This is a genomic window from Uruburuella testudinis, from assembly GCF_022870865.1.
Classification (GTDB): Bacteria; Pseudomonadota; Gammaproteobacteria; order Burkholderiales; family Neisseriaceae; genus Neisseria; species Neisseria testudinis.
Genome location: NZ_CP091508.1, coordinates 443,681 through 466,601, shown reverse-complemented (window position 1 = coordinate 466,601; position 22,921 = coordinate 443,681). Strand labels below are relative to the sequence as shown.

25 protein-coding genes are annotated in these 22,921 nt (G+C 53.6%); 7 read left to right on the top strand and 18 right to left on the bottom strand.

Features of this window, described 5'->3' with window-relative positions:
- Nucleotides 1–125: 125 nt before the first annotated feature.
- The 15 genes from lpxA to LVJ83_RS02005 form a co-directional block, all read right to left on the bottom strand.
- Nucleotides 126–902, bottom strand: a complete 777-nt coding sequence (gene lpxA / locus LVJ83_RS02075) for an acyl-ACP--UDP-N-acetylglucosamine O-acyltransferase (protein ID WP_244785843.1) — start codon at nucleotides 900–902, stop codon at nucleotides 126–128.
- Between the two features lie 91 nt (nucleotides 903–993).
- Nucleotides 994–1,449, bottom strand: coding sequence for a 3-hydroxyacyl-ACP dehydratase FabZ (gene fabZ / locus LVJ83_RS02070; RefSeq protein ID WP_244785841.1), 456 nt, complete (start codon nucleotides 1,447–1,449; stop codon nucleotides 994–996).
- A complete protein-coding gene (gene lpxD / locus LVJ83_RS02065) occupies nucleotides 1,449–2,504 on the bottom strand; it encodes a UDP-3-O-(3-hydroxymyristoyl)glucosamine N-acyltransferase (RefSeq protein WP_244787602.1) in 1,056 nt (351 codons plus the stop codon). The genes fabZ and lpxD overlap by 1 nt, the downstream gene beginning before the upstream one ends.
- A gap of 214 nt (nucleotides 2,505–2,718) precedes the next feature.
- The gene (locus LVJ83_RS02060) at nucleotides 2,719–3,231 is read right to left on the bottom strand and encodes an OmpH/Skp family outer membrane protein (RefSeq protein WP_425316013.1); all 513 of its coding nucleotides are present in this window, start codon (nucleotides 3,229–3,231) and stop codon (nucleotides 2,719–2,721) included.
- Between the two features lie 262 nt (nucleotides 3,232–3,493).
- The gene (gene bamA / locus LVJ83_RS02055) at nucleotides 3,494–5,872 is read right to left on the bottom strand and encodes an outer membrane protein assembly factor BamA (RefSeq protein ID WP_244785839.1); all 2,379 of its coding nucleotides are present in this window, start codon (nucleotides 5,870–5,872) and stop codon (nucleotides 3,494–3,496) included.
- Between the two features lie 6 nt (nucleotides 5,873–5,878).
- The gene (gene rseP, locus LVJ83_RS02050; RefSeq protein ID WP_425316012.1) at nucleotides 5,879–7,216 is read right to left on the bottom strand and encodes an RIP metalloprotease RseP; all 1,338 of its coding nucleotides are present in this window, start codon (nucleotides 7,214–7,216) and stop codon (nucleotides 5,879–5,881) included.
- A gap of 8 nt (nucleotides 7,217–7,224) precedes the next feature.
- Nucleotides 7,225–8,412, bottom strand: coding sequence for a 1-deoxy-D-xylulose-5-phosphate reductoisomerase (gene ispC, locus LVJ83_RS02045; protein ID WP_244785837.1), 1,188 nt, complete (start codon nucleotides 8,410–8,412; stop codon nucleotides 7,225–7,227).
- Nucleotides 8,413–8,953: 541 nt separating this feature from the next.
- Nucleotides 8,954–9,751 carry a phosphatidate cytidylyltransferase gene (locus LVJ83_RS02040; RefSeq protein ID WP_244785835.1) on the bottom strand — a complete coding sequence of 266 codons (798 nt, stop codon included), beginning with the start codon at nucleotides 9,749–9,751 and terminating at the stop codon, nucleotides 8,954–8,956.
- A gap of 3 nt (nucleotides 9,752–9,754) precedes the next feature.
- On the bottom strand, nucleotides 9,755–10,501 hold the full coding sequence (locus LVJ83_RS02035) for an undecaprenyl pyrophosphate synthase (protein ID WP_244785833.1): 747 nt from the start codon (nucleotides 10,499–10,501) through the stop codon (nucleotides 9,755–9,757).
- A 19-nt stretch (nucleotides 10,502–10,520) separates the two neighbouring features.
- Nucleotides 10,521–11,078 carry a ribosome recycling factor gene (gene frr / locus LVJ83_RS02030; RefSeq protein WP_244785831.1) on the bottom strand — a complete coding sequence of 186 codons (558 nt, stop codon included), beginning with the start codon at nucleotides 11,076–11,078 and terminating at the stop codon, nucleotides 10,521–10,523.
- Nucleotides 11,079–11,240: 162 nt separating this feature from the next.
- The gene (gene pyrH / locus LVJ83_RS02025) at nucleotides 11,241–11,960 is read right to left on the bottom strand and encodes a UMP kinase (protein WP_244785829.1); all 720 of its coding nucleotides are present in this window, start codon (nucleotides 11,958–11,960) and stop codon (nucleotides 11,241–11,243) included.
- Nucleotides 11,961–12,401: 441 nt separating this feature from the next.
- Entirely contained in the window at nucleotides 12,402–13,280 is an 879-nt protein-coding gene (gene tsf, locus LVJ83_RS02020) for a translation elongation factor Ts (protein ID WP_244785826.1), read from the bottom strand.
- Between the two features lie 122 nt (nucleotides 13,281–13,402).
- Complete coding sequence (gene rpsB, locus LVJ83_RS02015) at nucleotides 13,403–14,140, bottom strand: 30S ribosomal protein S2 (RefSeq protein ID WP_244785824.1); 738 nt, start codon at nucleotides 14,138–14,140, stop codon at nucleotides 13,403–13,405.
- 160 nt (nucleotides 14,141–14,300) lie between these two features.
- Nucleotides 14,301–14,498, bottom strand: a complete 198-nt coding sequence (locus LVJ83_RS02010; protein ID WP_244785822.1) for a hypothetical protein — start codon at nucleotides 14,496–14,498, stop codon at nucleotides 14,301–14,303.
- A 259-nt stretch (nucleotides 14,499–14,757) separates the two neighbouring features.
- Nucleotides 14,758–15,120 carry a winged helix-turn-helix transcriptional regulator gene (locus LVJ83_RS02005; protein WP_244785820.1) on the bottom strand — a complete coding sequence of 121 codons (363 nt, stop codon included), beginning with the start codon at nucleotides 15,118–15,120 and terminating at the stop codon, nucleotides 14,758–14,760.
- A 100-nt stretch (nucleotides 15,121–15,220) separates the two neighbouring features.
- Here LVJ83_RS02005 and LVJ83_RS02000 point away from each other — a divergent pair, with 100 nt between their 5' ends.
- The 3 genes from LVJ83_RS02000 to LVJ83_RS01990 all read left to right on the top strand — a co-directional run bounded on the left by LVJ83_RS02000 (nucleotide 15,221) and on the right by LVJ83_RS01990 (nucleotide 18,594).
- Nucleotides 15,221–16,240 carry a zinc-binding alcohol dehydrogenase family protein gene (locus tag LVJ83_RS02000; protein WP_244785818.1) on the top strand — a complete coding sequence of 340 codons (1,020 nt, stop codon included), beginning with the start codon at nucleotides 15,221–15,223 and terminating at the stop codon, nucleotides 16,238–16,240.
- A gap of 345 nt (nucleotides 16,241–16,585) precedes the next feature.
- Nucleotides 16,586–17,917 (top strand): D-serine ammonia-lyase, encoded by a 1,332-nt coding sequence (gene dsdA / locus LVJ83_RS01995; protein WP_244785815.1) that lies wholly within the window; start codon nucleotides 16,586–16,588, stop codon nucleotides 17,915–17,917.
- Nucleotides 17,918–18,012: 95 nt separating this feature from the next.
- Nucleotides 18,013–18,594 carry a 5-formyltetrahydrofolate cyclo-ligase gene (locus LVJ83_RS01990; protein WP_244785813.1) on the top strand — a complete coding sequence of 194 codons (582 nt, stop codon included), beginning with the start codon at nucleotides 18,013–18,015 and terminating at the stop codon, nucleotides 18,592–18,594.
- Nucleotides 18,595–18,697: 103 nt separating this feature from the next.
- On the opposite strand, the gene LVJ83_RS01985 is transcribed toward LVJ83_RS01990, so the two are convergent.
- A complete protein-coding gene (locus LVJ83_RS01985) occupies nucleotides 18,698–19,084 on the bottom strand; it encodes a winged helix-turn-helix transcriptional regulator (protein ID WP_244785811.1) in 387 nt (128 codons plus the stop codon).
- Between the two features lie 104 nt (nucleotides 19,085–19,188).
- Here LVJ83_RS01985 and LVJ83_RS01980 point away from each other — a divergent pair, with 104 nt between their 5' ends.
- From LVJ83_RS01980 to LVJ83_RS01970, 3 genes are all read left to right on the top strand, one after another.
- Nucleotides 19,189–19,737 carry an NAD(P)H-dependent oxidoreductase gene (locus LVJ83_RS01980; protein WP_244785810.1) on the top strand — a complete coding sequence of 183 codons (549 nt, stop codon included), beginning with the start codon at nucleotides 19,189–19,191 and terminating at the stop codon, nucleotides 19,735–19,737.
- Nucleotides 19,738–19,788: 51 nt separating this feature from the next.
- Entirely contained in the window at nucleotides 19,789–20,037 is a 249-nt protein-coding gene (locus LVJ83_RS01975) for a hypothetical protein (protein ID WP_244785808.1), read from the top strand.
- Between the two features lie 142 nt (nucleotides 20,038–20,179).
- The gene (locus LVJ83_RS01970; protein WP_244785806.1) at nucleotides 20,180–20,416 is read left to right on the top strand and encodes a TM2 domain-containing protein; all 237 of its coding nucleotides are present in this window, start codon (nucleotides 20,180–20,182) and stop codon (nucleotides 20,414–20,416) included.
- A gap of 96 nt (nucleotides 20,417–20,512) precedes the next feature.
- On the opposite strand, the gene LVJ83_RS01965 is transcribed toward LVJ83_RS01970, so the two are convergent.
- Nucleotides 20,513–21,208 carry a peptidoglycan DD-metalloendopeptidase family protein gene (locus tag LVJ83_RS01965; protein ID WP_244785804.1) on the bottom strand — a complete coding sequence of 232 codons (696 nt, stop codon included), beginning with the start codon at nucleotides 21,206–21,208 and terminating at the stop codon, nucleotides 20,513–20,515.
- A 253-nt stretch (nucleotides 21,209–21,461) separates the two neighbouring features.
- Here LVJ83_RS01965 and LVJ83_RS01960 point away from each other — a divergent pair, with 253 nt between their 5' ends.
- The gene (locus LVJ83_RS01960) at nucleotides 21,462–21,941 is read left to right on the top strand and encodes an FxsA family protein (protein WP_244785801.1); all 480 of its coding nucleotides are present in this window, start codon (nucleotides 21,462–21,464) and stop codon (nucleotides 21,939–21,941) included.
- A 73-nt stretch (nucleotides 21,942–22,014) separates the two neighbouring features.
- Here the strand turns inward: LVJ83_RS01960 and LVJ83_RS01955 are convergent, their stop codons facing one another.
- The gene (locus LVJ83_RS01955; RefSeq protein WP_244785799.1) at nucleotides 22,015–22,857 is read right to left on the bottom strand and encodes a GNAT family N-acetyltransferase; all 843 of its coding nucleotides are present in this window, start codon (nucleotides 22,855–22,857) and stop codon (nucleotides 22,015–22,017) included.
- Nucleotides 22,858–22,921 lie beyond the last annotated feature (64 nt).

Sequence of the window (22,921 nt, the reverse complement as noted above, 5' to 3'; positions counted from 1 at the left end):
CGGCATGAAAAGAACATCATCTTTGTTTATCTCTTACTGATGCATTTATCTGCGTTTGCCGTCATAAATTTAGGCCGTCTGAAACCAATTTTCAGACGGCCTAAAATGAATATAAACCAACACAATCAACGGATAATACCGCGCTCCGAAGCTTGGAAAAATGCTTTGAACACGGCCAATTCAGGCGCATCGGCGCTCATTCTCAACACTTCTTCTTTGGCCGCATCCAAGCTCAAGCCGCTGCGGTAGATGAGTTTGTAGACTTCTTTCACTTTGGCGATTTGCTCCGGCGTGAAGCCGTTGCGGCGCATACCTTCGCTATTGAGGCCGGCCGGTTCGGCGCGGTAGCCTGAAGCCATAAAATACGGCGGCACGTCTTTATGCACTCCGGCGGCAAAAGCGGTCATGGCATAATCGCCGATGTTGCAAAACTGAAATACCAAGGTATAGCCGCCCAACACCACATAATCGCCGATGGTCACATGCCCGGCCAAGGAGGTGTTGTTGGCGAAAATCGTGTGGCTGCCGACCACACAGTCATGCGCCAGATGCACATAGGCCATAATCCAGTTATCGTCGCCGATACGGGTTTCGCCGATACCGGTAACCGTGCCGAGATTGAAGGTGGTGAATTCGCGGATGGTATTGCCGTTGCCGATAATCAAGCGGGTGGGCTCATCGCGGTATTTTTTATCCTGCGGCTGCGCGCCCAGCGAAGCAAACTGAAAAATTTTGTTGTTTTCACCGATGCTGGTGTGGCCTTCGATCACGACGTGCGGGCCGATGTCTGTGCCGGCACCGATTTGTACATTCGGGCCGATGATGGTGTAAGGGCCGACTTTCACGCTGCTGTCGAGCTCGGCTTTCGAGTCGACAATCGCGGTAGGATGGATGAGGCTCATACGGCACTCCTTTATTGTGGCTGCATCAAAAATTTCAGGCCGTCTGAAAACCCTGCCGATCGGCACGGATACGTTCAGACGGCCTGAGGCATTACATTTCTACGGCACGTTTGGCACACATGATTTCGGCTTCCACCGCCACTTGGCCCTCTACCGTGGCCACGGCCTTAAATTTGCCGATACCGCGTTTGTTGGCAATCAGCTCCACATTGAAAACCAATTGGTCGCCCGGAATCACTTGGCGTTTGAAACGGGCGTTGTCGATACCGGCAAAGAAATAGATTTCCTCTTCTTTGCGGCCGCCTTCGCTCAAAATCGCCAGCGTGCCGCAGGTTTGCGCCAATGCCTCGATAATCAGCACGCCGGGCATAACCGGAAAACCGGGAAAGTGGCCTTGAAACTGCGGCTCGTTCATGCTCACATTTTTAATCGCGGTCAGCGATTTCATGGGTTCGAATGCGGTGATGCGGTCAACCAGCAAAAACGGGTAGCGGTGGGGAATCAGCTTTTGAATATCTTTGGCTTCGATGGGCAGTTGGATGTCCATTAGGTATTGTCCTTATTGTGTTGGGGTTGCAGCGTATCAAGCTGCTGTTCCAGTTGTTTGATTTTTTTGGCCATGTCACTCAAATGACGCACATGCACGGCATTGCGCGCCCATTCTTTATGGGTTTGCAGCGGATAGCAGGTGGCATAATGGCCGGGCTCTTTAATCGAATGGGTAACGGCAGTGCCGCCGCCGATGGTGGTTTTATCGGCGATTTCGATATGGCCGACAAACATGGCCGCACCGCCGATGATGCAATACGAACCGATTTTGGTGCTGCCGGAGATCCCGGCGCAGGCCGCAATCACGGTGTGTTCGCCGATGTGGCAATTGTGGCCGATTTGCACTTGGTTATCGATTTTGGTGCCTCTGCCTACCACAGTGTCGGCCATCGCGCCGCGGTCTATCATGCTGTTGGCACCGATTTCAACATCATCGCCCAGCGTTACGCCGCCGGTTTGCGGAATTTTAAACCACGAATCTCCGGCAAACGCCAAACCGAAACCGTCGGCGCCAATCACGCTGCCGCCGTGAATTTCGACACGCTCGCCTAAAGTGCAGCCGTGGTAAATCACTGCATTGGGGTGCAACACCACCCGGCTGCCCAACACACAATCATGTTCGACAACCGCACCGGCAAGAATGCGGCAACCTTCACCCAATACGGTGTTGCCGCCGATATATACATGTGCCCCGATTTCACAGCTGGCCGGCACGGTGGCCGTCGGTTCGATTACCGCGGTGGGATGAACCCCCGCCACCGCCGGCTCAACCGGCGAAAACAGTCGGGCTACTTTGGCGAAATAAAGATAAGGATCCTGCACCACAATCAGGTTGCGGCCGGTAAATTCATCAGCCGCTTTCGGGCTGACAATCACCGCACCGGCATGGCTGGCAGCCACTTCCGATTTATATTTGGGGTTGGCCAGAAAACTGATGTGATCAGGCGTGGCATCAGCCAGCGGCTGCACGGCGGCAATACCGACATCTTCGCCGCGCCATTCGCCGCCCAACTCGGCCACAATCTGCGATAAGGTGTAAATCTGTTGATTCATCATTTATAGGCCGTCTGAAAAATAATCATCCGCTCCGGCGCTAGGGTGTCCGGACAATTTGTTTATGAGGGGATTTTTGCTCCTGAAAATGCAGATACCGGATAAAAAACGCAGCAAGATTTAGAAGGCATCTTTGCAAGGCTTTTTAACGCAGCAGATGCGTTTTCAAGGGCAAAATACACCGTAAATCGAATAGTCAGAATACCTAAGCATTCTAGCGGGCATTTAAGGCTTTAATCACACTATCGGTGATGTCGAATCTGCTGTCGACATAAATGGCATCCTGAATAATCAGGTCGTAGCCTTCTTTTTTAGCCAGCTCAACAATCACGCTGTTGGCATTTTGCTGCAAGGCGGCAAATTCTTCATTACGGCGCAGATTGTATTCTTCGGCCAATTTGGCCTGCTGCGAACGGTATTGTTGCACCAATTCGCCCAAGTGCCGCACTGCCGCTTCTCGTTCGGCACCGCGCAGGCTGCCGGCGGTCAGTTTTTTCTCAGCAGCTTCGCCTTCAGCCTGTAATTTTTGCAGGCTGCGCTGGCGGGCGCTGAATTCTTTTTCCAGTGTTTTCTGAATGCCTTGCGCCTGCCGTGATTCCTGATAAACGCGTTCGGTGTTGATAAAGCCGAGCTTTTGCAGGTTCTCGGCAGCCATCGCCGGGCTGAGCAGGCCGCAACTTAATGCTGCTGCGGCTCCCCAGCTGATGACACGTGAACATTTATTCATAACAAGTTCCAGTAACAGTTGACCCGGGCTTCAAACAGCCCTTCGGCCTGAGCATCGCCGGTGTTCAAGCAAATATACGGCAGCAATCTTCAATCGCAACACGCCCACTTCCGCTTTCCATGCCATTCAGGCTTGGCGGTGCCAATCAAATAACACCATGCCGTCTGAAATGCTGCCTCAGCGGCAGAGCAGACGAAATAGCCGCGTGCCGCCTAATGCTTTCAAACGCCGGTTTTCTTAGCTTCTGCCGGCGCTGGCATGATTAAAACGTGGTACCCAGCTGGAATTGGAAGCGCTGGATTTCATCGCCTTTTTTCTTATTCAGCGGATAAGCATAGCTGAATTTCATCGGCCCCAACGGCGAGAGCCAGGTTACGGCCATACCGGTAGAATAGCGCAATTCTTCTTTGAATGAAGATTTATGGCTGCGGCTGCCATAAATACTCGCACCATTATCACTGTCGGCAGCAGTATAGGTTTTACCGTCCCACACACTGCCGGCATCAGCAAACGCACTCAGGCGCACGGTGCGGGCATCTTTCACGCCCGGCATCGGGAACAGCAGTTCGGCCGATACATTGGCTTTTTTATTGCCGCCGTAGCTGATCACGTCGCCATCGTCATCATAAACTTTCGGGCCGAGCGTGCCGCTTTCATAACCGCGCACCGAACCCAAACCACCACCGTAGAAGTTTTCAAAGAACGGCAGCTCTTTGGTTTTGCCGTAGCCGTTGGCATAGCCCACTTCGCCGCCCAACATCAGCGTGAAACTTTTGCTTAACGGGAAAAACCAGGTTTGGTTGTGGGTCAGGCTATAGTATTGCAGCTTGCTGCCGGGCAGACCGATTTCGCTGTTGACACCGGTGATGTAGCCGCGGGTCGGCCATAAGGCGCTGTCGGTTTTGTTGCGGCCCCAACCGATGCTGCCTTTATAAATCCAACCCTTAAACTTGCCCACGCCGTCCGTGCCTTCACCATGCTCTTCAATAAAATTACGATAGCGTTTCGGTGCGCCGGCGTAAGTATTCACAGCCAGATGCTCGGCACCCAAGCCGAAATTCACACGGTCGTATTCGGTGATCGGCACCCCCATGCGCACACCGCCGCCGATGGTGGTGGTTTTATATTGTTGGGTGCTGGAAGTGGCTTTGCGCGGGTCGTACACGCGGCCGTAAAGGTCGTAACCCAAGCTCACGCCGTCGGGGGTGAAATAGGGGTCGGTAAACGACAAAGAAGCGTTTTGGGTGGTTTTACTGCGCGATACGCGGGCAGACACCGATTTGCCGGTGCCGAACAAATTATCCTGCGCCACGCCCAAAGCCATAACCAGGCCGGTATCCTGCACCCAGCCCGCGCTCAAATCCAGCGAACCGGTAGAGCGCTCGTTGACCGACATATCCAAATCCACCTGATCGGGCGTACCCGCCACCGGCTTGGCATCAAACTGTACGTTGTCGAAATAGCCCAACAATTCCACACGCTCTTTCGAACGCTGCAATTTGCCGGTATCGTAAGGTGCGGCCTCCATTTGGCGCAATTCGCGGCGGATAACTTCATCGCGGGTTTTGTTGTTGCCGCTGATATTGATTTCATTCACATAAACTTTGCGCCCCGGATTCACATGCAGCACAAAATCTACCACGCGGGTATCGGGGTTGGGCATCGGCTGCACGTTGACTTCGCTGAATGCATAACCCGCGCTGCCCATGGCCGTCTGAATCGCTTGCAGGCTGTTCACCATGCGCTCGCGCTCATACCAGCGGCCTTCCTTCATGGTCAGCAGTTTTTGCAAATCGGCTTTCGGCACTTCGCGGGTGTCTCCCTCGATTTGCACCGTGCCCCAACGGTAACGCTCGCCCTCATGCACTTTCACATTGATGGTTTGGCGGGTTTGATCGTCATTGGTTTGAATATCGGTGTCGAGAATGCGGAAATCGAAGTAGCCGTTGTTTTGATAAAATTCGCTCACCCGCTCCATGTCTTGGGCGAATTTCTGCTCGTTAAACTGATTGCTCTTGGTGAGCCACGTCCACATACCGCCCTCGCTGAGCGACATTTGATTGCGCAGTTTGCGGTCGGAATAACGCTCGTTGCCCTCAAAGCTGATGTCGGTGATTTTGGTGCTTTTGCCCTCTTCAATGGCAATATCGATGGCAACACGGTTGCGTGCCAGTTTGGTAACAGTTTGCTTGATTTCTACCGAAGGTTTGCCGCGACTGATGTATTCCTGCTTCAACCCGGCAACTGCCTGATTGAGCGTGGCCTGATTAAACGGCTGCGATTGGCCGAGGCCGAAAGTATTGAAATTCTGCTTGATGGCATCGTTTTGCAGCATTTTGGCGCCGGTAATGTTGAGGCTGCTGATGGTGGGGCGTTCCACCACGGTCAGCAACACTTGGTTGCCCATGGTTTCTACACGTACATCATCAAAAAAACCGGTAGCATAAAGGTTTTTAATGATTTCTTCGCCGCGGGCATCGGTGAAGGTATCGCCCACTTTGACCGGCAGATAATTAAACACCGTGCTCGGTTCGGTGCGTTGCAGGCCTTCTACACGGATATCCTGAATGGTAAAGTCTGCCAAAGCAAAAGGCGACAGGCCCAACATCATCAGGGTTGCGGTAATTTGTTTCAGTTTCATAAAGTATTATCCAAACAAACGGGTTATATCGTTAAAGAAGGCCACCAGCATGAGCATGAGCATGGCTATCATGCCGAAACGCAAGCCCATCATCTGAATGCGCTCGCTCAATGGCTTGCCGCGTATCCACTCGGCGGTATAATACACCAAGTGACCGCCGTCCAAAACCGGAATCGGCAATAAATTCAGCACACCCAAGCTCACGCTGACCAGCGCTAAAAATTCCAAATAGCTCTGCAAACCCATGGCGGCGGAGCGCCCGGCAACATCGGCAATCGTCAGCGGGCCGGAAATATGGTTCATAGATGCCTGCCCGGTCAGCAGCCTGCCGAAAAATTTTACCGTGAGCGTGGAATAATGCCACATTTTTTCCGTGCCCATCACCAATGCCTGCCCGATACCGGGAGTGTAGCGGTGGCTGATTTGATCAGCCCAAGCCTGGTCGCGCTCGGCAGCAATGCCCACTTTGCCGATCAGGGTGCCGTCGCGCAATTCCTCTGTGTCGGGGCGCAAATCGGTATGGCGGATTTCACCATTGCGTTCATAATCAACAGCCAGCTTCAAGCCCGGGCTGCGGCGGAACAAATCAGTCCACTGCTGCCACGAATCTAATTTTTCGCCATTGGCCGCCAGCAAGGTGTCGCCCGGCTGCAAACCGGCACGGGCAGCGGGGCTGTTATCAACCACCATGCCTACCCGGTTCAGAATTTTAAACGGCCACAACCCGATGTTGCCTTCGCGCCTGATAACTTCCGCCGCTGCGGGGGTGCCGGCCACATCGATGGTGCGCACAACATCTTCGCCGCGCCCAGTCTGCACCGCCACGGCCACTTTGCCGGCTTCCAAATTCATCACCATTTCGGTGTGCGCCTTGCTCCAATCATCAATCGGCTCGCCATTAACCGATACGATTCTGTCGCCCGGTGCAAAGCCTGCTTGTGCAGCAACACTGGCCAGCTCCACCGTGCCCACAAACGGGCGCACTTCGGTTACGCCGAAGGAAAAACTCAGGGCATAAAATATCACTGCCAACACAAGATTGGTTATCGGGCCGGCGGCAACAATGGCAATACGCTTGGCCGGATGCTGCTTGTCAAAAGCATACGGCAAATCGGTCTCGGCCACATTGCCTTCCCGGGTATCGACCATTTTCACATAGCCGCCCAACGGAATCGGAGCCAGGCACCATTCGGTATCGCCGCGCTTTCTGGTGAAAAACGGCTTGCCGAAGCCCACCGAAAAACGCAGCACTTTCACACCAAACAGGCGCGCTACAGCATAATGGCCGAATTCATGCAGGCTCACCAAAATCAAAATCGCGACAATAAACGCTAAAATCGTCAAAACTGCTCCTAGCCGCCCAAAGCGGCAATATATTGCTGTGCATCGGCACGGGTTTGTGCATCTTGCGTCAGCAGCGCCTCAATACTATCGAGGCCGTCTGAAAAATCTTGTGCCAACGCGTGGGCAACCACACGGGCAATGTCGGTAAAGCGGATCGCGCCTGCCAGAAAAGCGCTAACGGCCTCTTCGTTGGCGGCATTAAGCACGCAAGGTGCGCCGCCGCCGGCATGCATCGCATCATACGCCAATTTCAAGCAGGGGAAGCGTTTGAAATCCGGCTCGCAAAACGTCAGGCCGCCCAAACTGCCAAAATCTAAAGCATCCACGCCCGATTCAATGCGTTCGGGCAAGCCCAAACAATACGCAATCGGTGTGCGCATATCGGGATTTCCCATTTGCGCCAACACCGAACCATCCCGATAACGCACCATGCTGTGAATCACGCTTTGCGGATGAATCACCACTTCCAGCTTATCGGGCGGGCAATGAAACAGCCAATGCGCCTCAATCAGCTCCAGCCCTTTATTCATCATGGTGGCCGAATCCACCGAAATTTTCTGCCCCATGCTCCAATTGGGATGCTTCACTGCCTGCGCGGGCGTGATGCGGTCAAACGTTGCCAAATCAGCATGGAGAAACGGGCCGCCCGATGCAGTGAGGATAATCGAACGGATGCCGTGGGCATTCAGACGGCCTTGGTAATCATGCGGCAACACTTGGAAAATCGCGTTGTGCTCGCTGTCTATCGGCAAAACTTTCGCGCCGTTGGCCGCAGCGGTCTGCATAAACAGCGCACCGGCCACCACCAGCGTTTCTTTATTGGCCAGATAAATGGTTTTACCCGCTTGCGCCGCCGCCAAGGCAGAGGGCAGCCCCGCGGCACCGACAATCGCCGCCATCACGCCGCTCACTTCCGCCGCCGAAGCCACATCAATCAAGGCCTGCGCACCGTGCAGCACTTCGGTTTTGCAGCCGGCGGCGGCAAGCTGCTGCGCCAGTTTGGCCGCGTGTTCGCCGTCGGCCACCACCGCGTATTTCGGTTGGAACTGCACGCATTGCGCCGCCAGCTTTTCCACTTGCTTGTGGCCGGCCAAGGCAAAAATGCGGAATTTTTCGGGATGGCGTGCCACCACGTCCAGCGTGTTCACGCCGATGCTGCCGGTGCTGCCTAAAACAGTTAAGACTTGTTGCGTCATGGTTTGGTTCTGTTTGAGGCCGTCTGAAACATTTCAGACGGCTGAATATTTTAAATAATCAATCTGATACACATACTTTTCAGATATTTTTCAGACGGCCTTATTGCTCAAATCAAAAGATTTCATCACAAACAGGATAGCCAATCTCTTCTCAATCGGCGCTTTAAGGGTGTCGGTCGTTTCCGAACGGCCATTTTGCACGGGAAAGTGTTGCACCAACCACGCTTTACCCATCGGCAAACCGTCAAAAATATGGCGGACAATATCCGGCTCAACCGAAATTTTATAATATTCCGCCGGCCATACTGAATGTTCTCAAGGGCTTGGCTCAACGCCGCCCAAATATCCGTGCTGTCGGCACAGGTCGGCGTCATTTCCTGCCGATCATCCACGCTTTTGAATCCAAACGAAACGGCAGCCATCTCAAAAGCCGGTTCATCCCCAAATTCATCATCCGCCTGCTTCTCAAACGGCGGAAGGCTGATATCAGTTTTCAGACGGCCGGTGAGTGATTGATAAAGGCCGTCTGAAATATTCAGGGTTATCCGAACAAAGCCATCAGAGCCGCATACACGCTGAGTACGGCAATCAGGCTGTCGGTGCGGTCGAATACACCGCCGTGGCCGGGCAGCAGATGACTGCTGTCTTTCACGCCGGCCGCCCGTTTGAGCCAGCTTTCCAACAAATCGCCGCACACGCTGACCACTGTCAGCACCAAACCGATCAGCACGGCGCCAAGCCAGGAAGTATCAAAAGCCAGCCAGCCGGCCCGCCACACCAAAATCATATAGACTGCTACGCAAACCGCACCGCCGATGGCGCCTTCCCAGCTTTTGCCCGGGCTGATGGCAGGTGCAAGCTTATGCTTGCCGAATGCCTTGCCGGTAAAATAAGCGAAGATATCCGCCACCCACACCAAGCCCATCACCGCCAGCAGAGACGTGGCCGCCTCTTGGTCGGGGCGCAGCCCCACCAATGCAAACCAAAATGGCACCATCAGCAGCCAGCCGGTGCTGTATGCCTGCCAATCGCCCTTGAGCGTCCATTTCCGGTTCAGCCACAGCGGCATTATCAACAGCCAAAACACCAGCACGGCCAGCCAAACCATACCCGGCAACGCCCACCCGCCGGCATAAGCCACCACGCCAAACAGCGCAGTGGCGGCCAAATAGCGGTGATTCTGCCCCGCGCTCAGGCCGCTCATACGGCCGTATTCCCACAATGCCAGCAAGGCAATCAAGCCGCTGAATGCCGCCCACAGCCAAGCATTTGCCCAAAACAGCATACCCAGCATCAACGGCAGCAAAACCAAAGCAGTGATGACACGTTGTTTCAGCATAAATCAACTCCGCTGCTGCTCGAGCGGCAATTGCTCGGAGGTCCGTCCGAAACGCCGCTCCCGGGTTTGAAAGGAGGCAATGGCGGCATCGACCTGCTCATCACCGAAATCCGGCCACAACGTATCGGTAAAATAAAATTCGGTATAGGCGAGCTGCCAGAGCATAAAGTTGCTGATGCGGGTTTCGCCGCCGGTGCGGATAAACAAATCGGGCTCCGGCGCGCCGGCCAACATCAGATGTTGCGCCAAAGCTGCTTCGGTAATTTCGGTTGCCCCGGCCTGCACCAGCTTGTTGGCCGCCTGCAAAATATCCCAACGGCCGCCGTAATCGGCAGCAATCGTCAGAGTCAGGCCGCTGTTGGCGGCGGTAAGCGCTTCGGCCGCCTCGATGCCTTGCACAATATCGGCGCCGAAACGGCTGCGGTCGCCAATCACTTTGAGACGCATATTGTTTTCATGCAACCGCTGCACCTGTTTTTGCAGCGCCTGTAAAAACAAGCCCATCAAAAACGACACTTCTTCTTCCGGGCGGCGCCAGTTTTCGGTGGAAAAGGCAAACACAGTCAGATAGCGCACGCCCAACCCGGCGCAACGTTTTACCATATTTTCCAGCGCATTCAGGCCGCGCTTGTGCCCCATCACACGGGGCAGGAAGCGCTTTTTCGCCCAACGGCCGTTGCCGTCCATAATCACGGCGATATGGCGCGGAATCTGCGTATGTTCCAGAATGGTTTGCGTACTGCTTGTCATGTTGCCCTTTCCCTGCGGCTTAAATCGCCAGCAGGTCTTCTTCTTTGGCCGCCAGCATTTTATCCGCCTCACCGATGTATTTGTCGGTCAGCTTTTGGATCTGCTCTTCACCGCGGCGGGCATCGTCTTCTGAAATTTCTTTGTCTTTCAACAGACGCTTGAAATCATTATTGGCATCGCGGCGCACATTGCGGATGGCCACGCGGCCTTCTTCAGCCTCGCTGCGCACCACTTTAATCAAGTCTTTGCGGCGCTCTTCGGTCAGCATCGGCATCGGCACGCGGATCAAATCGCCCATAGCGGCCGGGTTGAGGCCGAGATTGGAATCGCGGATGGCTTTTTCGATGGCATTGGTCATATTGCTTTCAAAGGGTTTTACGCCGATAGTGCGCGCATCAATCAGGGTCACATTGGCCACCTGGCTGACCGGCACCGGGCTGCCGTAATATTCCACATCCACCTGATCCAGCAGGCCGGTATGGGCGCGGCCGGTGCGCACTTTGGCGAGGTTTTCTTTCAGCACTTCCAACGAGCGCTGCATTTTGCTGTCGGCGTTTTTTTGAATATCGTTAATCATTGCAAGCATTCTCTCAAACAGGGTTATAGGCCGTCTGAAACGCGGCTCAGGCGGCCTGAATCAATGGCTAAAAGCGAATAGTACCGTGCTTGCGGCTTTCCCACAAGCGCAGCCGATTCAGACGGCATGCCGCTATCTTTGCCGCAAGGCCGTCTGAAAACATTAACAGTGTACCAACGTGCCTTCGTCTTCGCCGCAAATCACGCGCTTGAGTGCACCTTCTTTGGCAATGCCGAACACGACAATATTGAGCTTTTGTTCGCGACACAAGGCAAATGCGGTGGCATCCATCACTTTCAGGTTTTTATTCAACGCCTCATCAAAAGTAATGGTTTGGTAACGGGTGGCAGCGGGGTCTTTTTTCGGGTCGGCCGTATACACGCCGTCGACATTGGTGGCTTTGAGCATGATGTCGCAATTCATTTCCGCACCACGCAACGAAGCGGCGGTGTCGGTGGTAAAAAACGGATTGCCGGTGCCGGCGGCGAAAATCACCACTTTGCCCTCTTCCAGATATTGAATCGCTTTCGGGCGCGCATAGGTTTCGGCAATCTGCTGCATCGACAGCGCCGACTGCACGCGCGCTTTCACGCCCAATGATTCAAACGCATCTTTTAAAGCCAATGCATTCATTACGGTAGCCATCATGCCCATATAATCGGCAGTGGCACGGTCCATGCCTTGAGCCTGCGTGGCCACACCGCGGAAAATATTGCCGCCGCCAATCACCACGCCGACCTGCACACCCAAATCCACCACTTCTTTTACCTGACCGACAATCTGCATAATCGTATCGCGGTTGATGCCGAAAGCATCACTGCCTTGCAAAGCCTCACCGGAAAGTTTCAATAAAACGCGTTTGTATTTGGTTTGCTGTGTCATTTTTAATCCCTTGCTTTCTGAAAAACGGGCGGTTAACGGCGATCTGACACCTTTCAGACGGCCTTTGAAATCCGGGCGGCCGCCAACCCGGCAACCGCTTGTCATTGATGATTGAAATGTTTTACTGAAAACGAACCTGCCGCGCATTTTACCCTTGTTTACCGTTAAGTATTGCTAAAACAGCACCAAGGCATCTTGGCCATTCGATTTATGAAGGAATGGTTGCTCCTGGAAATGCAGATGCCAGGCAAAAAACGCAACAAAATTGTGCATCTTGCGAGGCTTTTTAACGCAGCAGATGTGCTTTTAGCGCAAAATACACCCGTAAATCGGATTGTCAGAGCACCCTGGCGTTTGCCAAAGGGTGCCGACAGAAAACGTTTTCAAAAAAAAGCACTCCGATTCATTGGCGAATCTGAGTGCTTCATTTTCATTCAAGATTTATACTTTGGCCGCAGCAGCCACTTCGGCAGCATAATCCACTTCTTTTTTCTCAATGCCGTCGCCGACTTTATAGCGCACAAAGCTAACCACTTCAGCACCTTGCTCTTTCAGGAACTGAGCCACGGTTTGATCGGGGTTCATCACAAAAGCCTGGCCGTTGAGGGTAACTTCAGCCAGATATTTGTTGATGCGGCCCTCTACCATTTTGGCCACGATATCGGCAGGCTTACCCGAAGCATTGGCTTGCTCGGTGTAGATATGGCGCTCTTTTTCCACCAGCGCTTGGTCAACCTGGTCGGCAGACACACATTGCGGTTTGGCGGCAACGATATGCATACCCACTTTACGGGCCACATCTTCAGCACCTTTAAACTCAACCAGCACACCTTCGCCGGCAGCCGCGCCGTGAATATAGGCAGTCAGGCTGTTGGCGGTTTCAATACGCTCAAAACGGCGCACACTGATGTTTTCGCCCAACTTAGCGATAACGGCTTTGCGCAGCTCTTCAACAGTTTCGCCATCGGCGGTTTTCACTTCATTGAGCGCGGCCACATCCGCCGGATTACCGGCCACCACGGCTTTAGCCGCAGCTTGAGCAAATGCCAGGAAGCTTTCGTCTTTGGCCACAAAGTCGGTTTCGCAGTTTACTTCAACCAATGCACCGGCATTGCCTTCAATGGCATAAGCCAACACACCTTCGGCAGCAGTACGGCCTGCCAGTTTGCCGGCTTTGGCGCCGGATTTGATGCGCAGGATTTCTTCGGCTTTTTCGATATCGCCTTCAGCCTCAACCAAGGCTTTTTTGCATTCCATCATGCCCAAACCGGTAGCGGCACGCAGATCGGCAACCATTTTTGCGGTAATTACTACAGACATTGTTCACTCCTAACAATTTTATCGGGATACGGCCCGTGAGCCGTATCGTAAATAAGGACAGGCCGTCTGAAACTTTGTTTGCAACGGCCTGAAAAAAGGGGCGGCTGCCCCTCGAAAACACCTTACTCGGCAGCAGCCTCTTCGGCAGCTTGCGCAGCCTGAACGGTTTCTTGCAGAGATTGGTTTTTGCCTTCCAACACAGCATCGGCAATACCGCGGCAATACAGGCGGATGGCTTTGGCTGAGTCGTCATTGCCCGGGATAACGTGTTTCACGCCGTCGGGGCTGTTGTTGGTATCCACAACCGCAATCACGGGAATGTCCAATTTTTCGGCTTCAACCAAAGTGCCTTTTTGGTAACCGGTATCGATAACGAAAATCGCGTCCGGCAGGCCTTTCATGTCTTTGATGCCGCCCAGCGAGCGTTCCAGTTTTTCAACATCGCGCTGCATGTCGAGAATTTCTTTCTTGTTGAAGCCGCTTTCTTCAGCATTTTCCAAGATAGCAGTTTTCTCTTCCAAGCGTTTGATGGATTGTTTAACGGTTTTGTAGTTGGTGAGCATGCCGCCCAACCAACGGTGGTCAACGAAGGGCATGCCGGCACGGCTGGCTTCTTCGCGGATGATGTCGCGCGCCTGACGTTTGGTACCTACAAACAATACGGTACCTTTATTGGCAACCAAACGACGCACTACGTCTTGAGCCTCTTGAAACAGGGGCAGGGTTTTTTCCAGATTGACGATGTGGATTTTGTTGCGGGCACCGAAAATGTATTGTTCCATTTTCGGGTTCCAGTAACGGGTTTGGTGACCAAAGTGAACGCCTGCTTCCAGCATTTGGCGCATAGTAACTTGTGACATTGAATTTCCTTAAAGGGTTAAAGCAAACACTTTAGCGCATAGAACTTATTGATTCATAAGCACCCTTCGGCGCCAAGTGCGAGCGTTACAAAATAAAATAAAACTGCTTTCGAAATGAAAGCTGCAAAATTATATAAGAAACAAGGCCGTCTGAAAAGATTTATCCGTCTTTTTCATCTTGCTGCTGTTGCAATTTCATCAAGCGGTTGCGCCGCCGCGTTTTGACCGCCCAAAAGACAAACAGGCTCGGCAGCACCGACCAAAACACCAAATAAATCAGCGCACGCGCCACGCTCGGCTGTGCGGCGGCAAACAGCACGGTAACAAACAGATAGCCGACGGCAACGATGTGCCACATAAATTATCCTTTATTTTGATGAAGATTTGATTTCAGGCCTACATCAAATCCGGCCGGCAAGGCTAGGGTGTCCTGACAATTCAGAATTACTCAGATTTTTTGTGATAAAAGTGCAGATGCAAGGCAAAAAACGCAGCAAGATTGGACATCTTGCGAGGCTTTTTAACGCAGCAGATGTGCTTTTAGCACAAAAAAGATGATGATATATGAATTGTCAGGGCACCCTAGGGTATCCTGACAATTCAGAACACCCTTTAGGTTATTTTAATAAATGGGTATCAGACGGCCTCAATTTGTGCACATCGCCCCAGGCTTTCAAGGCCATAACGGCTTCATGCAGTGTGTGGCCGTAATCAGTGAGGGCATATTCTACCCGCGGCGGCACTTCGGCAAACACTGTGCGTACAATAATGCCTTCATGCTCCAGCGCGCGCAGCTGCGCCGTGAGCGTGCGCTGCGACACGTTTGGCAAGATGCGGCGGATTTCGTTGAAACGCAACACTTTACCGGTAAACAAATGGTAGAGAATCGTGCCTTTCCATTTGCCGCCGATAACGGCCAAAGCGGCTTCAACCGAACAACCGTCGGCACAGTCAAAATTCAGGTGCGGAATTTTACTCATGGGTATCTTTTAAGTAACTATCTGAAAAATAAGTGCGTTCTTGTTAAAAAAATGTTCAGACGGCATGATACAGCTACTTTAACCGCATTTGGAGAAAAACATGCACGCCGTCGGCTTCAAGCGCCCGCTTCCCATCACAGACACCCAATCGCTTATCGATATCGAGCTGCCCGTTCCCACGCTCAATCCGCATGATTTGCTGGTGGAAATACAGGCGGTTTCCGTCAATCCTGCCGATGTTAAAATCCGCGCCGCACACACACCGCCGCCGGGCAGCTGCCGCATTCTCGGCTTTGACGCGGCCGGTGTGGTCAAAGCCACAGGCAGCGCTGTTACCCGCTTCCAACCCGGCGATGAGGTTTATTATGCCGGCGACATCAGCCGCCCCGGTGCTTATGCGCAATGGCAGGCAGTAGACGAACGTATTGCTGCACACAAACCGGCCACCCTCGATTTTGCCCAAGCCGCCGCCCTGCCGCTGACCGCGCTCACCGCCTGGGAAACCTTATTTGACCGGCTGGCTGTGGGCAACCCCGTTGCCGGCGGTGCCGATGTTTTATTGTTAATCGGCGCGGCGGGCGGCGTGGGCTCGATTGCCATCCAATTGCTGAAAGCGCTTACCCGCACCCGCGTTATCGCCACCGCCTCACGCCCCGAAAGCCGGGCATGGGTGCGCGGGCTCGGTGCTGATTTTATTGCCGACCACCGCCAACCGCTGCCCGAACAAGTGGCCGCACTCGGCATCGGCGCACCTGCTTATGTGTTTTCCACCAGCCACACCGACAGTTATCTGCCGCAAATCGTTGACTTGATTACTCCGCAAGGCCGCATTGCCTTAATCGACGACCCCGGCACACTCGATGCCAATCCGCTCAAAAGCAAAAGCCTGAGCCTGCATTGGGAATTTATGTTTACCCGCCCGCTCTACCACACCGCCGATATGGCGCGCCAAGGCGAAATTTTACAGCAAGTGGCGGATTTGGCCGATACCGGTAACATCACCAGCACCCTGAACCATACATTTCACGGCATCAACGCTGCCAACCTGCGTGAAGCACACGCCATGATAGAGCGTGGCGACATGGTCGGCAAAGTGGTATTGAGCGGCTGGACTGATTGACGACACCAAACAGAAACAGAGGCCGAGACTTTTGCAAAACCCTAGATTTGCGTACAGCTCAAAGTTAGCGCAGCACAGAAATCGCAGACATATCAACTAAATAGACAAGCTTTCGAGCAACACATAACGAAGAAATGTGCCAAAGATAGAAATTTTGCAAAGGCCTCAGGCCGCCTGAAACACTTTGCATCAGCATTCCAACAAGCCATATCCATTCATCGGAACAACCATGGATGAATATGGCTTGTGTTAAATTTCCCATCATGCAAACAACATATCGTGGATATTCAATAGCTTTACGATATATACTGCTACTGCCGCCAACCCACTTCAAGGCCGTCTGAAATGAATCATGCCGACATCATCCGAGACCCGCTGCTGGCGCAACTTGCCGCAGCCGCAGAAACCGCCTGGTTCCCCACACTGCCGCCCTGCGCCGAAGCCATTGCCGACGTGCCGTTCGGTGCAGATCACGTGGCCGATGCCGCAGCACGTTTGCAGCGGTTTGCCCCCTATATTCAGACGGCCTTTGCCGACACCGCCGAAGCGGGCGGGTTGATTGAAAGCCCGTTATATGAAACGCCGCTGCTGCAACAAGCGCTGGCGCAGCGCTACCGCTTGGCACTGCCCGGCAGGCTGTGGTTGAAAGCCGACTACGCACTGCCCGTATCCGGCTCGATCAAAGCGCGCGGCGGCATTTATGAAGTGCTGCATCATGCCGAATCATTGGCCTTACAAGCCGGCCTGCTGAAAGTGGGCGATGATTATGCCCTGCTGGCTCAGGCAGCAGCGCAGGCGCTGTTTGCACAACACGAAATCGCTGTCGGCTCCACCGGCAATTTGGGGCTTTCTATCGGCATCATGGCCGCCAAACTCGGTTTTAAAGCCAGCGTGCATATGTCGGCCGATGCGCGGCAATGGAAAAAAGATACGTTGCGCGCAGCCGGCGTCAACGTGGTGGAATATGCGGGTGATTACGGCGAAGCGGTGGCTGCCGGACGGGCGCTGGCCGAAGCCGATCCCTATTGCCATTTTGTCGACGACGAACATTCCGCCCAACTTTTTTTAGGCTACGCCGTTGCCGGGCAACGCCTGCAACACCAGTTTGCCGAACGCGGCATCGAAGTGAGCGCCGACAAGCCTTTATTTGTTTACTTGCCCTGCGGGGTCGGCGGCGGCCCCGGCGGTGTGGCTTTCGGCTTAAAGCTGGCTTTTGGTGATGCGGTGCACTGTTTTTTCGCCGAACCCACGCATTCACCCTGCATGCTGCTGGGCGTTTACAGCGGCCTGCACGATGGTATTTCGGTGGCCGATATCGGCCTCGACAACCGCACCGCCGCCGACGGTTTGGCCGTAGGCCGTCCTTCCGGCCTGGTCGGCCGCGCCATGCAGCGCCTGGTCAGCGGCTATTACACCATTGCAGATGATGAATTGTTCCGCCTGTTGGCGCTGCTGGCCGACAGCGACGGCCACCGTGTCGAGCCTTCCGCCGCGGCCGGTATCGCCGGTATTGCCCGCCTGCTTGATGACGGCTCGGCTTATGCGGCCCACCGGCGTTTCAGCGCTGCCCAATTGGCTGGCGCAACCCATTTGATTTGGAGCACCGGCGGCAGCATGGTGCCCGAAACGGAAATGCAGGCTTATATTAACCGCGGACGCCGTTTGCTGAACCGATAACCACTGTATCTTTAGAAGTCTTTCAGACGGCCTTGGGAGGTCAACTCCCTGCTTTCGCCCGGTCTGAATTCCTTTATTTTCGAGGCCGTCTGAACATGCCCCACACTGAAAAATCCGACTTGCGCCGGCAATTGCGCCGCGCGCGCCAAAGCCTCAGCCGCCGCGAGCGCGCACACGCCACCGGCCGCATCAACCGCCTGCTCAGCCGCCACATCAGGCGCGGTGCGCATATCGGCGTATATTGGCCGATCGGCAGCGAATTGCGCTTAGATGGCTTTATTCAGACGGCCTTCAAGCGCGGCGCCTGCGTTTATCTGCCCTATATCGAACCGAATTCGCTGCGGCTGTGGTTTACCCCTTACGCCGCCGATGCCGCTCAAGCCGAACGGGTGCGCAGCCGCGGCCGGTTGAAGATTCCGCAATTCGGCGGCAAAAAAATCCGCATGCACCGCTTGAATACTTTGCTGCTGCCGCTGGTGGGCATCGACAAACAAGGCTACCGGCTGGGGCAAGGCGGCGGCTATTACGATGTGTCGCTGGCCGCCACCCGCCACCGTTTGCAGCCGCACAAAATCGGCGTCGGCTTTGCCTGCCAATTGTGCGACACCCTGCCGCATGAAGCGCATGATATCAAGCTGGACGCTTTTGTGTGCGAACACGGCACCATCCGCTTTTGAGGCCGTTCAGACGGCCTGATAGCCATGTATACAATAAGCTGACGCTGTGCCTCTGTGAGCAGCCCACCGTCTTGCATAATGATGGATTTGAACAGCCATACTTTTATAAACGGGCATTCTCTGCCACTGCAAAATTGCCCTGCTCCGCAGCCACTTGATTGCCCCACCGTGTTATCGCAGCCAACACCGGTATAAAGGTTTCGCCAAACGGCGTGAGCCGGTACACCACTTTCAACGGCGGTTTCACACCATACACTTGGCGCTCGATTAAACCGTCCCGCTCCAATTGCTTCAATTGCAGGCTCAAGGTCATTTCGGTTACCGACACCAGCGCTTTTCTCAATTCGCCAAACCTTTTTTCGCCGCTTTGCAAATGGTAAAGAATCACCGTTTTCCATTTTCCGCCCACCAAATCCATGGCCATACTCACGGTACACGGATAAACCTTATCGCCCAGCCGCACATTGTCTGTCAAACATTCTGCTTTCATTTTGCCAACCTATTCAATCGGATAGTTATTGAAAATCCGTTATCAGCCTAATACACTCAAACCATTCAAGCAACTATCATTTTTATAGTAAAGAAAGTAAAATCATGACACTGATCATCTTAGCGCATCCGAATTTCCAACAATCTGTTGCCAACAAAACCATCATTACCGAATTGGCCGACAGCGGCCTTGATATCGAAATCAGAGACCTCTGCCGGCTGTATCCCCATTACGATATCGATGCCGGAGCAGAACAGGCGGCCTTGCTGCAACACAAAGCAATCGTGTTCCAATACCCGCTTTATTGGTATAACATGCCGGCCATTTTGAAGCAGTGGTTCGACACCGTGTTTGAATATCAATTCGCCTATGGCCGCAACGGCGATAAATTGAAAGACAAGCTGTTTATTCCCAGCTTTACCGTGGGTGCGCCGCAAAGCGAATACCAGCCTTTGGGCGAACATCATTTCAAAATTGAAGAATTTTGCAAAAACCTGGCACAAACCGCTTATTACACCCAAATGCAGTATATCGAGCCTGTTTATTTCCACGGCACATCATTAAACGCGGGTTATACAGAAAACGACATCCGGCAAAAAGCAGCGCAACAAGCACAGCGGCTGATTCAGCTGATAAAAACGTTAGCGGAATAAAGAAATTTAAGATTAGCCTCTATCATCCTAGGGTGTCCCGGCCATTCGTTTATGAGGGGATTTTTGTTCCTGGAAATGCAGATGCAAGGCAAAAAACACAGCAAGATTGGACCTCTTGCGAGGCTTTTTAACGCAGCAGATGCGTTTTCAGGGGTAAAAAGCACCCGTAAATCGAATGGTCAGGACACCCTAGAGTGTCCTGACCATTCATATATCATCAACTTTTTTGCGCTAAAAGCACGTCTGCTGCGTTTTCAGGAGCAAAAAGCACCCGTAAATCGAATGGTCAGGACACCCTAGATAAGGCTGCCATTCTGATGGCAATACCGCACCGACAGGCCGTCTGAAACCGATTTGCTTATTTTTACGCACCCATCGACTTTAATTCGCCGCCGTTTGCGCCATTTAAGTGCAGTTAATTACCACCAAAGGAAACCACCCGATGCAAGCTGTTTCTTACGCCGCTTCTTATCCCCATACCTGCAACAAAGCGCTGTATGTGGCGATGGCGCTGCTGTTCGGCTCGTTCGGCGTACACAAATTTTGCGCTGGGCGAGTGTGGATGGGCATTTTGTATTTTCTCTTCAGCTGGACGTTTATTCCGGGCGTTATCGGCATCATCGAAGGCATTCTGGCCGCCTTCAAGCCCACTGACTCGATGGGCGCCATTGTCGTATAGCCAAGCTGCCGGTGCAAAATCAAGCAAGGCCGTCTGAAAACATTTTGCTTCAGACGGCCTTCTTTTTTTCTATTAAACATACTCAGCTAAACATGCTCAGCGGTTGAGATACGGCATCGGGTTGACCGCCTTGCCGTTGATGCGCACTTCAAAATGCAGTTTCACCCTATCGGTGTCGCTGCTGCCCATGGCGGCAATGGTTTGACCCGCGCGCACGTTTTGGTTTTTTTGCACATTGATGCTGTCGTTATGAGCATAAGCGGTGAGCGTGCTGCTGTTGTGGCTGATTAAAATCAGCTTGCCGTAACCGCGCACCCCCTCGCCTGCATACAATACTTTGCCGTCTGCGGCCGCCTGAACAGCTGCGCCGCGGTTGCCGCCGATGTCGATGCCTTTGTTGGTGGTGCCGTTATAATGGGCGATAATATTACGCGCACCGTCTGCCACCGGCCATTGCAGCTTCAGCCGGTTAACCGGTGCAACACTGCGGCCGGGGGTATGACTTGCCGTCCGGGTGGCGCGTGACGAAGTCGCCGCCGCACCGCCGGAGCGCACCCGCAACACCTGCCCCACTTCGATTTGCGATGCATCGCGCAGATTATTCCAGCGCGCCAGCGTGTTCACACTTTGGCCGAAGCGCAAACCGATACGGTAGAGGTTGTCGCCCGGCTGCACGCGGTAATGCCCCTCCGGCACCGGGCCGTTGGCCGGGCTGCCGGCACAAGCAGCCAGAAATGCAACCACAGCGCCCAGCAGGATTTTTTTCAGAATAACAAGGTTTGGTGTGTTCATAAGCAATAAGGATAACAAATCTCAACCCCTCTCCGACACGTTTTCCCCACCGGATTGCAGTGGCTTTACTTTCTTTTACCCGCCCCGCCTGCCGCCCTACTTTACCCGTTTTGACAAGCAAACAGCTTGAAAGCCGCGGTTTTTGGCTTTATTTTAGGGTTTCCTACCGGCGGCGGTGATGTGATTGATGCCCGATAAAACACGCCGGTGCCCCTCTTGCTTACCCATAATCAATAATAAAGGAAATGCCCTTATGCGCTTTTTCGGTATCGGTTTTTTACTGCTGCTGTTTTTAGAAATCATGTCTATCGTGTGGATGGCCGACTGGCTGGGCGGCGGTGCCACTTTCGGGCTGATGGTATTGAGTTTTGTCGCCGGCGTGATGATGCTGCGCCACACCGGCCTGTCGGGCGTATTGCTGGCCGGCGCCACCATGCGCAGCGGCCAGCAGGTATCGCTCTATCAATTGTTGTGGCCGATTCGCTATACCGTGTCGGCCTTACTGATGATGAGCCCCGGCTTCGTATCGCTCGCCATCGCCCTGCTGCTGCTGTTGCCGTTTAAAGGCAAACCGGTGGCCGAAATGTCGGGCACGTTTACCGCCCCCAACCCTTTCGAGCCGGGCAGCCGCACGCGCCGCAACGATGCCGACATTATCGAAGGCGAATACACGGTAGAACCCGATCAAAGCAAAGCCGGCACGCGCGACTATATCGAACACAAACGCGATTGATAAATACGGTTAACCTTAATTCAAACAGGCCGTCTGAAACGTTTCAGACGGCCTGTTTGAATATTCGTGCCAATTATTCCACTTTCAATACAAAATGGTGCGCACTGATTTCAAAACCGTTTTCAAAATACAAACGGTGCGCTTGCGCCCGCTCGCTGCCCACATTGGAATCGATATGAATCTGCTGGATACCGGCATCTTCGGCAATCCGGCGCACTTGCGCCAGCAAACGTGCGGCATAACCTTTGCCGCGGCTCTGCGGAATCGTGACCACATCATCAATATGGATATGGCGGCCGCTGACCAGATTGGTTTCTTCACGGAAACCGCACACCGCCACCGCATTGGTTTTACCCTCTTCAAACACCCCGAGCAGGCGGTAGCCCTCGCTGCGCTGCAAGCTGTTTACCTGCTCCACAAAGCGGTTGACATCGGTCAGCATCGGGCGCAGCACGCTCAAGGCGGCAAATGCCACAGCAGTTTCGCCGGTTTCGATTTCACGCAGCACACTGGGCACCGAGGCCTGTGTATCTTCCGCCCGTTCGGCGGCCTGTTTTTCTTCGATGGCCCGCGCCAACAGCACGCGCTCAGGCTCCGCATCGGCTTGCGCCTGCTGCTCGCTGCGCTCATCCAGCAGCGCTTTGCAATCCATCACCCGCAAATCGTTGTCGGCGGCAAAATCCATCAAAAAGCGGAACATGGGCGGATTGATTTCTTCCAGCTTTTTATCAACAGCCACACAGCGGACTTTATCCACCAGCATCGGCCGCACCCATTCATGATAAGACAGGCGGTTGCCCTTATCAAACGACGACAAAATGCCGCACAAACGCTCCGCCCAATCACTCGGACGAAACGTTTTGCCCTTGCTGGTGGTGCCGTGAATCACGATTTCATAGGGGTTGCAAACTAACATGGCGCTTCTCTGAAAAGTAGGTTTGACTGCTGTTGATGGTGAAAAAGCCCGATCCTCAATTATC